13 protein-coding genes and 1 pseudogene are annotated in these 14,303 nt (G+C 72.6%); 7 read left to right on the top strand and 7 right to left on the bottom strand.

Annotated features, from left to right (window positions below):
• Positions 1-192 precede the first annotated feature (192 nt).
• Complete coding sequence (locus ACIQBJ_RS32200; protein WP_400717755.1) at positions 193-972, top strand: HAD-IIA family hydrolase; 780 nt, start codon at positions 193-195, stop codon at positions 970-972.
• A gap of 75 nt (positions 973-1,047) precedes the next feature.
• Here the strand turns inward: ACIQBJ_RS32200 and ACIQBJ_RS32195 are convergent, their stop codons facing one another.
• Positions 1,048-1,989, bottom strand: coding sequence for a LysR family transcriptional regulator (locus tag ACIQBJ_RS32195; protein WP_400717753.1), 942 nt, complete (start codon positions 1,987-1,989; stop codon positions 1,048-1,050).
• A gap of 164 nt (positions 1,990-2,153) precedes the next feature.
• Between ACIQBJ_RS32195 and ACIQBJ_RS32190 the strand changes: the two genes are divergently transcribed.
• The 4 genes from ACIQBJ_RS32190 (at position 2,154) to ACIQBJ_RS32175 (ending at position 5,183) form a co-directional block, all read left to right on the top strand.
• On the top strand, positions 2,154-3,065 hold the full coding sequence (locus tag ACIQBJ_RS32190; RefSeq protein WP_400717751.1) for a zinc-binding dehydrogenase: 912 nt from the start codon (positions 2,154-2,156) through the stop codon (positions 3,063-3,065).
• A gap of 50 nt (positions 3,066-3,115) precedes the next feature.
• Positions 3,116-3,529 (top strand): nuclear transport factor 2 family protein, encoded by a 414-nt coding sequence (locus ACIQBJ_RS32185; RefSeq protein WP_400717749.1) that lies wholly within the window; start codon positions 3,116-3,118, stop codon positions 3,527-3,529.
• Between the two features lie 151 nt (positions 3,530-3,680).
• Positions 3,681-4,049, top strand: a complete 369-nt coding sequence (locus tag ACIQBJ_RS32180; RefSeq protein ID WP_400717747.1) for a hypothetical protein — start codon at positions 3,681-3,683, stop codon at positions 4,047-4,049.
• Between the two features lie 63 nt (positions 4,050-4,112).
• Positions 4,113-5,183: a Gfo/Idh/MocA family oxidoreductase gene (locus ACIQBJ_RS32175; protein WP_400717744.1), complete on the top strand. Its 1,071-nt coding sequence runs from the start codon at positions 4,113-4,115 to the stop codon at positions 5,181-5,183.
• Between the two features lie 40 nt (positions 5,184-5,223).
• Here the strand turns inward: ACIQBJ_RS32175 and ACIQBJ_RS32170 are convergent, their stop codons facing one another.
• From ACIQBJ_RS32170 to ACIQBJ_RS32145, 6 genes and pseudogenes are all read right to left on the bottom strand, one after another.
• Positions 5,224-6,264: an adenosine deaminase gene (locus ACIQBJ_RS32170; RefSeq protein ID WP_400717742.1), complete on the bottom strand. Its 1,041-nt coding sequence runs from the start codon at positions 6,262-6,264 to the stop codon at positions 5,224-5,226.
• Positions 6,265-6,380: 116 nt separating this feature from the next.
• A complete protein-coding gene (locus ACIQBJ_RS32165; protein WP_400717739.1) occupies positions 6,381-7,181 on the bottom strand; it encodes a hypothetical protein in 801 nt (266 codons plus the stop codon).
• A gap of 127 nt (positions 7,182-7,308) precedes the next feature.
• On the bottom strand, positions 7,309-8,589 hold the full coding sequence (locus ACIQBJ_RS32160) for a DUF445 domain-containing protein (protein ID WP_400717737.1): 1,281 nt from the start codon (positions 8,587-8,589) through the stop codon (positions 7,309-7,311).
• Between the two features lie 87 nt (positions 8,590-8,676).
• Positions 8,677-9,975, bottom strand: coding sequence for a nucleotide sugar dehydrogenase (locus tag ACIQBJ_RS32155; RefSeq protein ID WP_400717932.1), 1,299 nt, complete (start codon positions 9,973-9,975; stop codon positions 8,677-8,679).
• A gap of 49 nt (positions 9,976-10,024) precedes the next feature.
• Positions 10,025-11,233 (bottom strand): glycosyltransferase family 2 protein, encoded by a 1,209-nt coding sequence (locus ACIQBJ_RS32150; RefSeq protein ID WP_400717734.1) that lies wholly within the window; start codon positions 11,231-11,233, stop codon positions 10,025-10,027.
• A gap of 92 nt (positions 11,234-11,325) precedes the next feature.
• Positions 11,326-12,009: pseudogene (locus tag ACIQBJ_RS32145) on the bottom strand (AAA family ATPase); the annotation flags it as partial.
• A gap of 57 nt (positions 12,010-12,066) precedes the next feature.
• Here ACIQBJ_RS32145 and ACIQBJ_RS32140 point away from each other — a divergent pair.
• Together ACIQBJ_RS32140 and ACIQBJ_RS32135 are read left to right on the top strand one after the other, a co-directional pair.
• On the top strand, positions 12,067-13,641 hold the full coding sequence (locus ACIQBJ_RS32140) for a recombinase family protein (protein WP_400717732.1): 1,575 nt from the start codon (positions 12,067-12,069) through the stop codon (positions 13,639-13,641).
• A 302-nt stretch (positions 13,642-13,943) separates the two neighbouring features.
• Positions 13,944-14,270, top strand: a complete 327-nt coding sequence (locus tag ACIQBJ_RS32135; RefSeq protein ID WP_400717730.1) for a hypothetical protein — start codon at positions 13,944-13,946, stop codon at positions 14,268-14,270.
• The last annotated feature ends 33 nt before the right edge of the window (positions 14,271-14,303 follow it).

The raw sequence follows: 14,303 nt of genomic DNA, 5'->3' as shown, positions 1-14,303 counted from the left end.
GGGGGGCGTCCATCCCGCCGGTGTCCGCCGGTGTCCGGCGGTGGACGGCGGTGGACGCCCCTGCGTGGGGCGGGGGCGGGCGACTAGGCTGATCGGCGTTGGGGCAGCCAGTGGCGCCCGACCGGCCAGCGGTGTCCGGTCGGAGCGATCCACGAGATCGTTCGACCAGTGCAAGACCGAGGAGACACCGACGTGGCAGACCGCAAGCCCATCGAGACCTGGCTGACCGACATGGACGGAGTCCTCATCCACGAGGGCGTGCCGATTCCGGGGGCCGACGCCTTCATCAAGCGGCTGCGTGAGTCCGGAAAGCCCTTCCTGGTGCTCACCAACAACTCCATCTACACCCAGCGCGACCTGCACGCCCGGCTGTCCCGGATGGGCCTGGACGTTCCGGCCGAGCACATCTGGACGTCGGCGCTGGCGACCGCGAAGTTCCTCTCCGACCAGCGTCCGGACGGCACCGCCTACGTGATCGGCGAGGCCGGCCTGACCACCGCGCTGCACGACGTGGGCTACGTCCTGACCGACAGCGACCCTGACTTCGTGGTGCTCGGCGAGACCCGCACCTACTCGTTCGAGGCGATGACCAAGGCGGTCCGGCTGATCGACGCGGGGGCCCGCTTCATCGCCACCAACCCGGACGAGACCGGCCCGTCCGCCGAGGGCGCGCTGCCCGCGACCGGCGCCGTGGCCGCGCTGATCACCAAGGCCACCGGCGTGGAGCCGTACTTCGTCGGCAAGCCGAACCCGCTGATGATGCGGGCCGGCCTGAACGCGATCGGCGCGCACTCGGAGAACAGCGCGATGATCGGCGACCGGATGGACACCGACATCGTCTCCGGCATGGAGGCCGGCATGTCGACCTTCCTGGTGCTGACCGGCCTCACTCAGGCCGGTGACGTGGACCGCTTCCCGTACCGCCCCACCAAGGTGGTCGACTCCATCGCGGACCTGGTCGAGCTGATCTGACCCGCCCCCCGGAGGGCCCCGGCGAACGCCTCGCCGGGGCCCTCCGTCGTGCCTGCGCCGGGTAGGCGTGGTGCGTCACGCCAGGTCGCGGGCGTCGGCGCCGGGCAGCCAGTCGCGGTCGGGGCGGTACTCCAGCCAGCGACGTTCGCGGCCGCGTTCGGCGAACGCGCGCAGCAGCGCGGGGACGGCGGGGTGCGGGCGCTCGCGGTGCCAGACCAGGGACCAGGCGTACAGCGGGACGGGGTCCACCAGCGGGCGGACGACCAGGCCGGGCGGGACGGCGAGCGGGAGTTCGGCGGGCAGCAGGGTGCAGCCGTCGGGGACGGTGCGGACCCGGTCGAGCAAGTGGGCGAGGCCGAGGTTGGCCTCGCCGGACAGCAGTGGGACGCCGAAGTGCGCGCCGAACCGGGCCAGGAAGTCGAGCCGGGCCGGGTCGGCGGGCAGCACCAGCCGCAGCGCGGCCAGGTCGGCGGGGCGCAGCCGGTCGGCGCGGGCCAGCGGGTGGTCGGCGGGCAGGACCGCGTCGACGGGTTCCAGCCGGACCAGCCGGTGCGCCAACTCCCCTCCGGTGCCCGGCTGGTGGCGGCCGAACCCGGCGGCGCTCTCGCCCCGGGCCAGGGCGGCGGCGACCGCGTCGAGGTCCCGGGCGGGGCCGACCTCGACGGTCGGCCCGGGGGCAGCGGCGAGGGCGTCGCGCACGGTGCGCAGCGGCTCGAACAGGTGGCCCCAGACGTCCAGCCGGGCGGGTGCGGGCCGTTGCCGGACGGCGGCGAGGGCGGCCTGCCCGGCGGCCAGCGCGGCCCGCGCGGGGTCGAGCAACCGCCTTCCGGCGTCGGTGAGTTGCACGGCGGCGGGGCCGCGGTCGAGCAGCTGGACGCCCCACTCCCGTTCCAGGGCGGCGATCCGCTTGGAGACGGCCTGCTGGGTGAGCGCCAACTGCTCGGCGGCGCGCCCGAAGTGGCCCTGCTCGGCGACGGCGACGAAGGCCCGCAGCTGCCGGAGGTCGGGGTCGTCCATCGGGCCATCATCGCCGACAACCGGCGGTTGTCGTAGGGGCGTTCCGGTTGTTGGACCCTCCCGGGGCCCGGGCCGTTGACTGGGTCCGTCACCGAGCGAGTCGGTCCCCACGATCGGCCCCCCGATCGGCCCCCCGATCGGTCCCCACGAGAGGAAGTCCCCCGATGAAGGCCCTGGTTCCGGCGCACGGCACGGTCGGGTTCGCCGAGGTCCCGCAGCCCGAGCCGCGCCCCGGCGAGGCGCTGGTGAAGGTCGACGCGTTCTCGGTGAACCGCGGCGAGACCTTCCTGCTGGAGGACCCGCCGCCGCACTGGCGGCCCGGCAAGGACGTCGCCGGGCTGGTCGTGCAGGCCGCCGCGGACGGCACCGGCCCGGCGGTCGGGCAGCGGGTGGTGGCGCACCCGCCGGGCGGGGGCTGGGCGGAGTACGTCGCGGTGCACACGGACGCGCTGGCGGTCCTGCCCGAGCGGCTGGCCGCCCCGACCGCCGCCGCGCTGCCGCTGGCCGGTCTGACCGCGCTGCGGCTGCTGCGCGCGGCGGGCCCGGTGACCGGGCGGCGGCTGCTGCTGACCGGCGCGTCCGGCGGCGTCGGCCACTACGTCACCGAGTTGGCGGCGGCCGCCGGGGCGCAGCTGACGGTCGTCACCGCGAACGCCGAACGCGGCTCCCGGCTGCGGGAGTTGGGTGCGGACGAGGTGGTGCACGAGGTGGCCGGGGCGCGCGGCCCGTACGACCTGGTGCTGGAGTCGACCGGCGGCGCGGAGCTGCCCCGGGCGCTGGCGCTGCTCGCCCCGCGCGGCCGACTGCTGTGGTTCGGGCAGGCGTCCCGCGAGCCGGTGCTGCTGGACTTCTTCGCCCTGCTGAACGGTCCGGTGTCGGCCACCGTCCAGCACTTCGGCTACGCGGACGTCGACCACCCGGACGGGGACGACCTGCGCACCCTGGTCCGGCTGACCGAGCAGGGCCGGCTGCACCCCGAACTCGGCCTGGTCGACGACTGGCGGCACACCGCGGCGGCGATCGCCGCCCTGCGCGGCCGGCGCGTGCGCGGCAACGCCGTCCTGACCCTCGACTGACCTCCCACCCGAACCGTCCCCACCCGACCTTCCCTCCGAGGAGATCCGCCATGAACACCGACCCCCGCACCGTCGTCACCGACTACGTGGCCGCGGTGGCCCGCGGCGACGCGGCCGCCGTCCGGGACGCCTTCACCGAGGACGTGGTCTGGAGCTATCCGGGCGACCTGCCGCTGAGCGGCGAGTGGCGCGGCCGGACGGCCGTCGTCGAGGACTTCCTCGGCTCGGTCGGCGGCGTCTTCCGACCCGGCACGGCCGTCGAGGTCGCCCTGGTCGGCACGCCGATCGCCGAGGGCGACCGGGTGGTCGCCGAGTGGACGTCGCGCGGCACCACCGTGCACGGCCGCCGCTACGACAACCGCTGCCTGGGCGTCTTCACCGTCCGGGACGGCCGGATCGCCGCCGTCCGCGAGTACACCGACACCCGGCACGTCGCCGAGACCCTGTTCCCGAACGGCGGGTGACCGCCCGGAGCCGGAACGTCGCCGCCGCTCCGGGCAACCTCAACGTCGGCTTAAGGCGCCCGTAATTACCCTGACGTACCGTCAGATCCGGTGCCAGCACTGGTTAGCGTCCCGGACAAGCCCTCTCCGCACGACGCAAGGGAGCCCGCCGATGGCCTCCGTCCGCCGCCCCGCCGTCCTGTTCGCCGCGACCGCCCTGTTCGGGAGTCTCGCGGCGGGGTCCGCCGCCGGGCACGAGTCGGCGCCGGACCGGCCCGACCGGGTCCGGGACTGCCGCCAGGAGGAGCCGACGGCCTCCTGTCCGCAGCCCACCGCGGCCGCCCCGACGGCCACCGCCCCGCCGCCCGCGGCGGTCCCGACGCTCCGCCCGCTCCGCACGCTCGCCCGGAGCGGCGAAGGCGGCGGGGGCGACGGGGGCGGGGACACCGCGAACGGGGTGCTGGTCTCGCTGGGCTCGGTGCTGCTGCTGACCGGGTCCGCGGCCGCCGTCCTGCGCCACGGCCGCCGGGTGCGGCCCTGACGGGGACCGACAGCACGGGACGCCTCCGCCACCGCGGCGGCCCGGGGTGGTTGAGTTGAGGGCATGAGCAGCACGCCCTCCGCCCCGTTCCGCGTCGGCCTGATCGGCTACGGCCTGGCGGGTTCCGCCTTCCACGCCCCGCTGATCGCCACCACTCCCGGCCTGCGGCTGGACGCGGTGGTCACCGCCAATCCCGACCGCCGCGCCCAGTTGCACCGCGACCACCCGGACGCCCGCGCCCTCGACACCCCCGAGCAGCTGTTCGAGGACCGGGACCGGTTCGACCTGGTGGTGATCGCCTCCCCCAACCGCACCCACGTCCCGCTGGCCCGGACCGCCCTGCTGGCGGGCCTGGCCACCGTGGTCGACAAGCCGCTCGCGGCGACCTCCGCCGAGGCCGCCGACCTGTGCGAGTTCGCCGAGAAGTCCGGCCTGCTGCTGTCGGTGTTCCAGAACCGGCGCTGGGACGGCGACTTCCTGACCGTCCGCCGGCTGGTCGAGGAGGGCCGGCTCGGCCGGGTGCACCGCTTCGAGTCCCGGTTCGAGCGCTTCCGCCCGAAGCCGAAGCCGGGCTGGCGCGAGCTCTCCGACCCGGCCGAGGTCGGCGGCACCCTGTACGACCTGGGCAGCCACCTGGTCGACCAGGCGCTGGCGCTGTTCGGGCCGGTCGAGACGGTGTACGCGGAGATCGACGTCCGCCGGGACGGCGCGGTGGTCGACGACGACGCGTTCCTCGCCCTGACCCACACCGGCGGGGTCCGCTCCCAGCTGTGGACCAGCGCCCTCGCCCCGCTGGCCGGGCCGCGCCTGCGGGTGCTCGGCGACCGCGCGGGCTACGTGAAGTCCGGCATGGACCCGCAGGAGGCCGCGCTGCGGGCCGGGCGGCGCCCCGGGCCGGACCTGCGCTGGGGTGACGACGACCCGGCCGCGTACGGCCTGCTCGGCAGCGACGGCGATGCCGAGCCGGTGGCCACCGACCCGGGCGACTACCCGGCCTACTACGCGGGGGTCGCCGCCGCGCTGGCGGGCCGGGCCCCGGTGCCGGTGGACCCGCGGGACGCCGTCGCCACCCTGGCCGTGCTGGAGGCCGCCCGGGCCGCCGCGGCCACCGCCTCGGTCGTCCGGCTGCCCTGAGCCGGGCCCCGTCCCGGCGGGGGACGGGGCCGACGGCCCGTCAGCCCTTCTGCCAGGCCGCCAGGTGGGCGTCGATCTCGCCGGTCAGCCGGCGCTTGCCCGCCGGGTCGAGGAAGGACGCCTCGACGGCGTTGCGGGCGAGCGCCGCGACCCCGGCCTCGTCCAGGCCGAGCAGCTGCGCGACCACCGCGTACTCGGTGTTCAGGTCGGTGCCGAACATCGGCGGGTCGTCGCTGTTGACGGTGACCAGCAGTCCGGCGTCGACCATCTGCCGGATCGGGTGCTCCTCGATCCGCTCGACCACCCGGGTGGCCAGGTTGGAGGTCGGGCAGACCTCCAGCGGGATGCGGTGCTCGCCCAGGTGGTCGAGCAGGGCGGGGTCCTGGACGGACCGGGTGCCGTGGCCGATCCGCTCGGCGCCGAGGTCGCGGATCGCGTCCCAGACCGTCTCGGGCCCGGTGGACTCGCCCGCGTGCGGGACGCTGTGCAGGCCGGCCGCCCGGGCCCGGTCGAAGTAGGGCTTGAACTGCGGGCGCGGCACGCCGATCTCGGGGCCGCCGAGGCCGAACGAGACCAGGCCCTCGGGGGCCAGGTCGAGGGCGAGCCGGGCGGTCTCCTCGGCGGAGGTCAGCCCGGCCTCGCCGGGGATGTCGAAGCACCAGCGGAGCACCACGCCGAGGTCCCGCTCGGCGGAGCGCCGGGCGTCCTCGATCGCCTCCATGAAGGCGACGTCGGGGATGCCGCGGCGCACCGACGAGTAGGGGGTGACGGTCAGTTCGGCGTACCGGATGTTCTGCCGGGCCATGTCCTCGGCGACGCCGTAGGTCAGCGAGCGGACGTCCTCGGCGTCGCGGACCAGGTCGACGACGCTCAGGTAGACCTCGATGAAGTGCGCGAAGTCGGTGAAGGTGAAGTACTCGGCGAGCGCCTGCGGGTCGGTCGGGACCTTGCTCCGCCCGGCGTGCCGGGCGGCCAGTTCGGCCACCACCCGCGGCGAGGCGGAACCCACGTGGTGCACGTGCAGTTCCGCCTTCGGCATTCCCGCGATGAACGCCTCGATCCCCTGGACACCCTCGGCCACGGCACGCTCCCGTCTTCTTCTCACCCGGACCCGGACAGACCTCGCATGCTAACCCGCGCCGGGCCCGGGGGCGGTCACCGCCGGGCCGTCACCGGCGGGCCGTCACCGCCGGGCCGTCACCAGCGGGCGGCGAGCTTGGCCAGCGCCTCGCGGGCCAGGCCGCGGCCCTCGAAGCTCTGCCGCTGCGGGTCGCCGTCCACGAACACCGAGATCGTCACGGCGCCCTTGCGGGCGATGATGTAGGTGTAGGGGCGCTTGTCGGTGCGCCCGCCCTCGGTGGTGTCGTAGACGCCGAGGCCCTCCTCGGTGTAGACCTCGTCGGCGCCGGGGACGGTGGGCGACTCGGCCTCGTGCGCGGTGCTGAAGGCGTTGTGGCTCTCGGCGTCGGTGTAGTTCTCGCAGCGCGCGATGTTGGCCTTGTACTCCGCGATGTCCTGGTGCGCGGCGTCGGCGCCGGAGAAGACCGACACCTCGGTGTTGGCGAAGGTGGTGTCGCTCTCGTGGTCCTGCCGGACGAACCGGGAGGTGGTGGCGGTCATGCCCTTGACGGTGCCGCCGTTCGCGGTGGACCTGCAGGACTTGTCCATCGTGTAGTCGGACCGGTCGGTGTCGTCGTCGCCGTCCGCGACGAAGCCGTGGTCCCAGTCCTTCGCGGTCAGCGCGAGCTTTCCGGTCCTGGCCTGCGCGGTGGCGTCCGCGGCGGCCCCGGCGGTCGGCTTGGCGCTGCTCCTGCCGCCGTTGGCGGGCTCCTTGGCCTTGCCGGTGGCGCTCGCGGACGGCGCGGCCGCCGGGTGCGAGGCGGCGGCGGTGTTCGCGGCGGTGACCGCCGGGTCGTCGTCGTTGCAGGCCGTCAGCAGCAGCGCGGCGGCCGTCAGGGCCGCGGCCCGCAGGGCCGTCTGTCGTGCACGCACCGTCATTCCGGTCAACTCCCCCGTGGCAGAACGGGCCCGACCCCCCTGGTCGGACCGGTCGCCACCCTACCCAAGGGTCGGGACGGCGGACCGCCGGGTTCCGCCGGGCGGCCCGCCGGGCGCCGACGGGGCGTCAGCCGCCCAGCGCGGTGCTGACGGTGTGGATCAGCAGGCCGGCCAGCGCGCCGACCACGGTGCCGTTGATCCGGATGAACTGCAGGTCACGGCCGACGTTCGCCTCGATCTTGCGGGAGGCGTCGGCGGCGTCCCAGCCGGCCACCGTCTCGGAGATCAGCGAGGTGATCTCCTCCCGGTAGGTGGAGACCACGTACTCGGCGGCGTCCAGCAGCCAGCCGTCGGTTTTTGCCTGAAGTTTGCCGTCGGTGGCGAGCCGGTGGCCGAGGGAGCGCAGGCCCTCGGTGATCCGGCGGCGCAGCTCGCTGTTCTCGTCCTCGGCGGCGTTCAGCACCAGGGTGCGGACGGCCGACCAGGAGGAGGCGATCAGGTCCTGCACCTCGGGGCGGGCCAGCAGTTCGGACTTGGCGCGCTCGACCCGGGCGATGGTCGCGGGGTCGTGCTGGAGCTCGGTGGCGAAGTCGGCGAGGAAGTTGTCGAGGGCGCCGCGGGCGGGGTGCGCGGGGTCGTCGCGGACGTCGGTGACGAAGCGCAGCAGTTCCTTGTAGACCCGTTCGCCGACCTGGTGGTCGATGAACTTGGGCGTCCAGCCGGGGGTCTTGGCGGTGATCCGGGCGACCACGTCGGTGTGGTGGTCGAGCAGCCAGTCGTGGGCCCGGACGGCGACCAGGTCGACCACGCCGCGGTGGCCGCCGTCGGCGACGATCTTCCCGAGCAGCCGGCCGGCGGGTTCGGCGACCGAGGTGGCGGCGGCCCGGCGGGTGATCGCCTCGGCGACCACGGCCTGCACGTCGTCGTCGCGGAGCACCGCGAGGACGCCGCGCAGCGCGGCGGCGGCCTCCCGGGTGACGCGTTCGGCGCTGCCGGGCGCGGCCAGCCACTCGCCGAGCCGCCGGGCCACGCCGATCCGCCCGAGCCGGGCCCGGACCACGGGCGCGGACAGGAAGTTGTCGCCGACGAAGTCGCCGAGCGAGCGCCCGAAGGCGTCCTTCTTCGTCGGGATGATCGCGGTGTGCGGGATCGGCAGCCCGAACGGGCGGCGGAACAGCGCGGTGACGGCGAACCAGTCGGCGAGCGCGCCGACCATGCCGGCCTCGGCGGCGGCCGCCACGTACCCGGCCCAGGCGCCCGCGCCGGCCGCCTTCGCCCAGGTGGCGAGGGCGAACACCAGGGTGGCCGCGGCGAGCAGGCCGGTCGCGACGGCCTTCATCTTCCGTACGCCGCGCCGCTTGGCCTCGTCGGCGGCGGTGAACCTGACTCCGGCTGCGGTCTCGTCCACACTCACCCCGCCAGACTCGCACACCACTCCCGCCGAACGGGCCCCGCCCCGCGAATCCGCGCCGCCCGGCCGCGACCCGACGGATCGTCAGCCCGCCGCGCCGCCCCCGCCGAGGACGATCCGCCGGACGCCCTCCCAGCGGGCCGGGTCGGTGACCCGGCGGCCGTCGAGCAGCACCCGGACGCCGGGGAAGTCGATCGCGCCGAGGTCCCGGTATTCGGGGTGGTCGGCCTGGACGACCAGCGCGGCGGCGGGCTTGCCCTGGTCGGGCGGCAGGCCGAGGGCGGCGAGTTCGTCCGGCGGGTAGAGCGGGTCGCTGACGCCGACCTCGGCGCCGGCCGCCCGGAGCGCCTCGACCAGCGGGAACACCCCGGAGCGGGCGGTCTCCTTGACGCCGCCCCGGTAGGAGGCGCCGAGCACGGTGACGGGCACGCCGTCCAGCGGGCCGAGCGCGCCGGTGAGCAGGCCGACGGCGTACGCGGGGACCTGCTCGTTGGCCTCCCGGGCGGCCCGCACCACGGTGGCGTGCGGGTCGTTCCACAGGTAGAGCCGGGGGTAGACCGGGATGCAGTGGCCGCCGACGGCGATGCCGGGGCGGTGCAGGTGGCTGTAGGGCTGCGAGTTGCAGGCGTCGATCACCTCGGCGAGGTCGACGCCGACCCGGTCGGCGAACCGGGCGAACTGGTTGACCAGCGCGATGTTGACGTCCCGGTAGGTGGTCTCGGCGAGCTTGGCGAACTCGGCGGCCTCCGCCCCCGACATCGCCCACACGCCGTTGCCGCGCGGGAGGTCGGGGCGCGGGTCGAAGTCGAGCACGGCCCGGTAGAACTCGACGCCGCGCCGGGTGGACTCCGCGTCGATCCCGCCGACCAGCTTCGGGTAGCGCCGCAGGTCGGCGAAGACCCGCCCGGTGCGGACCCGTTCGGGGCTGAACACCAGCGCGAAGTCCCGTCCGGCGGCCAGCCCGGAGCCGGCCTCCAGCCGCCGGGCGAAGCGCCCGCGCACCGAGCCGACCGGCAGCGTGGTCTCGTAGCTGACCAGCGTCCCGGGCCGCAGCCCGGCGGCGACCGCGTCGGTGGCGGCGTCGAGCAGCCCGAAGTCGGGGTTGCCGTCGGGGTCGGTGAGCAGCGGGACGACGACGACCACGGCGGCGGCGCCGGCCGCGGCGGCCGCGGTGTCGCCGGTGGCGCGCAGCCGCCCGGCGGCGACCGCCGCGGCGAGGCGCTCGTCGAGGTGCGCCTCGCGCGGGAACGGCGGGCGCCCGGCGTTGACGGCGGCGACCACCCCGGGGGCGGTGTCGGCGCCCGTCACCAGGTGTCCCTTGGCGGCGTACTGGACGGCCAGCGGCAGTCCGATCTTGCCGAGTCCGACCACGCAGATGTCCAGGGCCCGTTCCGTCACCGCGTCACCTCTCGCTTCTCCCGTTCCCATGCCTTCAGCCCCGCAGGACGGCGACCAGGCCGCGCACCCGCCGCCGGGCGGCCCGCCGGGCCCGCCGCAGCGGGGCGGGCACCAGTCGGCGCCAGCCCCGGGGGCCGGGGGCCGGGCCGGTCTCGAACAGGGCGTCGGGCAGGGCGCGCCGCCGCTCCCGGAACATCGGGTAGGCCGCGTAGAGGCGGCCGCGGCGGCGGACCTCCGGCGGCGCGCCGTGGTCGCGCTCGTACCCGATGAGTTCGCGCAGGCCGGGGAGGTCGCCGCGGCGGGCCAGGGCGAGCCGGAGCCGGACCGGCACCGGCAGGTCGGCGAAGACCAGCGCCGGGCAGTAGCGGTCGACGAGTTCGCCGATCTCGCGGGCGATCCGCGCCTGAAGGACGGGCGGTTCGGCCAGGAAGCCCTCCTGGAGCAGCTGCGGGATGTCCCAGCTGAAGAAGCGCTCCCGGATCGCCCGGTGCGCGGACCGCTCGCCGTACCCGGCCAGCACCTCCTGGGAGGCGCGGAAGCCGCGCAGCCGGTCCAGCGGCCCGGCCCGGTGGGTGACGTTGGAGCGGTCCTGCCGGGACACCAGGTGGTAGTAGTCGTAGTCGGCGAGCACCGAGACCTTGCGGGCGTGCATCAGCGCGCCGATGGTGAACGGCTGGTCGGAGTGGATGACCAGGTCCTCGCGTCGGCGCAGCCCGTGGGCGACCACCAGTTCGCGGCGGAACAGCTTGGTGTCGCCGAGCGCCCAGGCGAGCGCGGAGTCGGTGAAGGTGACCTGCTCGGCGGTGCGGTCGAAGATGCCCTGCGGGACGACCCGGCCGTTCTCGCCGACCTGCTTGGGGATCAGCACGTCGGAGTGCCAGCGGTCGGCGGCGTCGACCATCCGCCGCAGCGCCTCGGGGCCGAGCCAGTCGTCGGCGCCGAGGTAGAGCAGGTAGCGGCCGCGGGCCAGTTCGGTGCCGCGGTTGGTGGGCTTGGCGGGGCCGCCGGAGGCGGGCTGCCGGACGGTGCGGAACAGTCCGGGGTGGGCGGCGGCGAAGCGGGCCAGTTCCTCGGTGCTGCCGTCGCTGGACCCGTCGTCGACGGCGACCACTTCCATCCGCGGGTGCCCGATGGTCTGTCCGACCAGCGAGTCCAGGCACGCGGTCAGGTAGGGCATGGTGTCGTGGACGGCGATCACCACGCTGACGTCCGGTCGCTGCCCGGTCCCTGCTTGCTCGGTCACGTGGTGTCAACTCCCGTACCGGCCATCCGGTCACCTCCACCACCCGATCGGGGGACGGCGCCGGTGTGTCGGCCCGGGCGGCCGACCGGCCGTCAGGGGACCGGCGCGACGGGCGTTCCGGCGTAGATCCGGGCGATCACGTCCTCGATCGCGGGCTCCCGGATCGACAGGTCGACCAGCGGGTGGCGCGCGGCGACGGCGGCGACCACGGGGGCGGCGCTCTGCTCGGCGGGGAAGGCCAGCCACTGGCGCGGGCCGTCGACCCGGACCACCCGGACGCCGGGCAGCTCGATCGGCGGCCGGGCCTCGGCGAGGTCGACCACCAGGGTGCGCTCGCTCCGGCCGACGGTGTGCAGCAGCTCCAGCGGGCCGTCCAGGACGAGCCTGCCGCGGTCGACGACCATCACCCGGCCGCACAGCTGCTCGATGTCGGTGAGGTCGTGGGTGGTGAGCAGCACGGTGGTGCGCCGCTCCCGGTTGGTCTCCCGCAGGAACTCCCGGACCTTCGCCTTGGAGACCACGTCGAGGCCGATGGTGGGTTCGTCCAGGTACAGCACCTCGGGGTCGTGCAGCAGGGCGGCGGCGAGGTCGCCGCGCATCCGCTGGCCGAGCGAGAGCTGCCGGACGGGGGTGTCCAGCAGTTCGCCCAGGCCGAGGAGTTCGACGCACCGGTCGAGGTTGGCCCGGTACCGGGCGTCGGGGACGCGGTAGATCCGGCGGGCCAGTTCGTAGCTGTCGCGCAGCGGCAGGTCCCACCACAGGGTGGTCCGCTGGCCGCGGCAGTATTGCAAAAGATGTGATCATTGTTACAATAAGTAACAGGAGATCACGCAGTGCAATCACAACCGAACATCATTGAGCGCGTCCATCAGGGCAATCTCACCGGCCTTAACATCGCCGGATTGGTTCGGCTCTCCTTCGAAACCCACCCCGACCGTGAAACGTCCGGCATCCCGATGACCGGCGGGGACATCAATAACCGCGACGAACAAGAAGCGCTCTGCCGCAAGTACGTCGAGTCGCGGGGTGGTACGTACGTCGGCACCTATGACGAGCCCGACACCTCGGCGTGGAAGAAGAAGCGCATCAAGCAGGAGGACGGGAGTTACATCTACCGCGTCATCCGTCCAGTGTTTGAGGGGATGCTCAGTGACCTCAAGAAGGGGAGCACTGAGTCCGAGCACTTCACTCCCGCCGAGGGGTTCGGCAAGACCACTCACGTAGACGGCTCGGTCGTCTATGACATCGACCGTCTTACGCGCGACCACCGCCACCTAGAAGACGCCATCGAGGTAGTGCAGTACTACCACCGGCCGATCCTCGATATCCGTGGATCGCTCGACCTTCTGACGGACAACGGTCGTTCGGCAGCGCGCTACGTCCTGAACGCTCGCGCCAGCTCCTCCACCGACACGTCACGTCGATTGAGGGACAGTCATCTCTCGCGCGCTAAGCGAGGTATCCCCGTAGGTGGTAACCGTGCGTTCGGGTGGGCGGAAGACAAACGCACCATAGTAGATAAGGAAGCGTGGCAGATCAAGGCAGCAGCTCGCCTGTTGCTCGCTGGTGTGAAGGCTTCAACCATCATCCGCAAGTGGAACGCGGCAGGAAGGCGCACCACCAAGGGCAACCCGTGGAGCCGTAGGACGTTCGTGCTCATGATGACGTCACCTCGGATGGTGGGGTACCGGGTGTATGGCCCGATGGATCAGCCGCACCACACGCGCTACCTCACCGATGATGAGGGCAACCCGGTCAAAGGGCAGTACCCGGCCATATTGGATGAACACACCTGGCATTCAGTTGTCGCCCTTCTCGCAGGCCCCGACCGCCCGGAGGGACACGCCGATATCGGGAAGTTGAAGTACATGCTTTCTGGCATCCTGCGGTGCGGAAACTGTGGTGGAAAACCCACTGGAGGCGCGCAGCCGAACAACCGCTACACCTACCAATGCAAGTACAACGACGGTGGTTGCGGAAACTGTGGATCAGGGAACGCAATTGATGGGCTAGTGACCAAGCTCATCCTTGCCCGACTCGAAGCGGAGCGCATCGAGGTGGAGACGCAGCCATGGCCGAAGGCCGATGAACTCAAGGCCCTGAACGCCACCAAGGCAAACCTGTTGGCCCAGTTCAAGGAGAACCCCGACATGGGGCCACACATTTGGCCGGAGGTACGAAAGAAAGAAGCGGCCATCGCCGCACTCGTCAAGGAACGCAGCACCCATGCGAAGAAGCACGCCGCGCCAAAGTCAAACAACATGGCTGAGATGTGGCCATTCCTCGAAGTAGAGCAACGGCGAGCCATAGCGGCTCAACTGTTCGAGGCGATCATCCTGCAACCAGCCACCAAGGGAAGCAACCGGTTTAATCCTGAGCGTCTTCAGGTGGTGCACCGCCAAGGATAGCGGTTATATGCTCAAGTTGAGTGGGTTGAAGCACGGGAGCATTGACTCTCTGCGCTTCAACCCACTTTGCGTCTTCCGCCTCACGCACACTCACCCCAACCCTCTTGATTGGCGGGTTCTTCCTCGATGCCGGCTGATGCTTTAGATCTTCGATTTTCATTGCAATATCTCTGCTTCAATTATACAACGCATCATCCGATTTGCCGTTGCCAATTTGACCATATCGAACCTACACACAATATGAGTAAATAGATATGGCTCACCCGAAAGAGAGCCTAATCCCTTCAAGCAGTGGAGCAGAAGTGGCTATTGTCAGCCGTAAAGAGTCCGACCTGAGCGGAGAGAGTGGGACAGATGCAGAGTTCGCCTCTGTCGTCGTCCGCCAGCACCCGAGCATTGACCAGCCCAAGTCGTTGGACGTGCTCGTGTCGGAACTGGACTCGTTCAAGGACATTGGCGGGGATCTCGTGATCCTCGAAGTCCGCACCCCCAACGGGGAAACCCGCGACGTCTACATGAAGGTGCCCGACTTCAACAAGCTGGCACCCGACATGCCGAAGGTGCTAAAGGAGGCACGCGGCACACGTGGTCGCGTTCCCGGAACTCGTGTCGGTAACGGCAACGGGTAACACCCAACACTTCACCTCCTGCCAACGCTCCCG

The sequence above is a fragment of the Kitasatospora sp. NPDC088391 genome (assembly GCF_044753345.1).
Classification (GTDB): Bacteria; Actinomycetota; Actinomycetes; order Streptomycetales; family Streptomycetaceae; genus Kitasatospora.
Note: the sequence above shows the minus strand (reverse complement) of the source record. Positions and strands in the feature narration are given on the sequence as shown.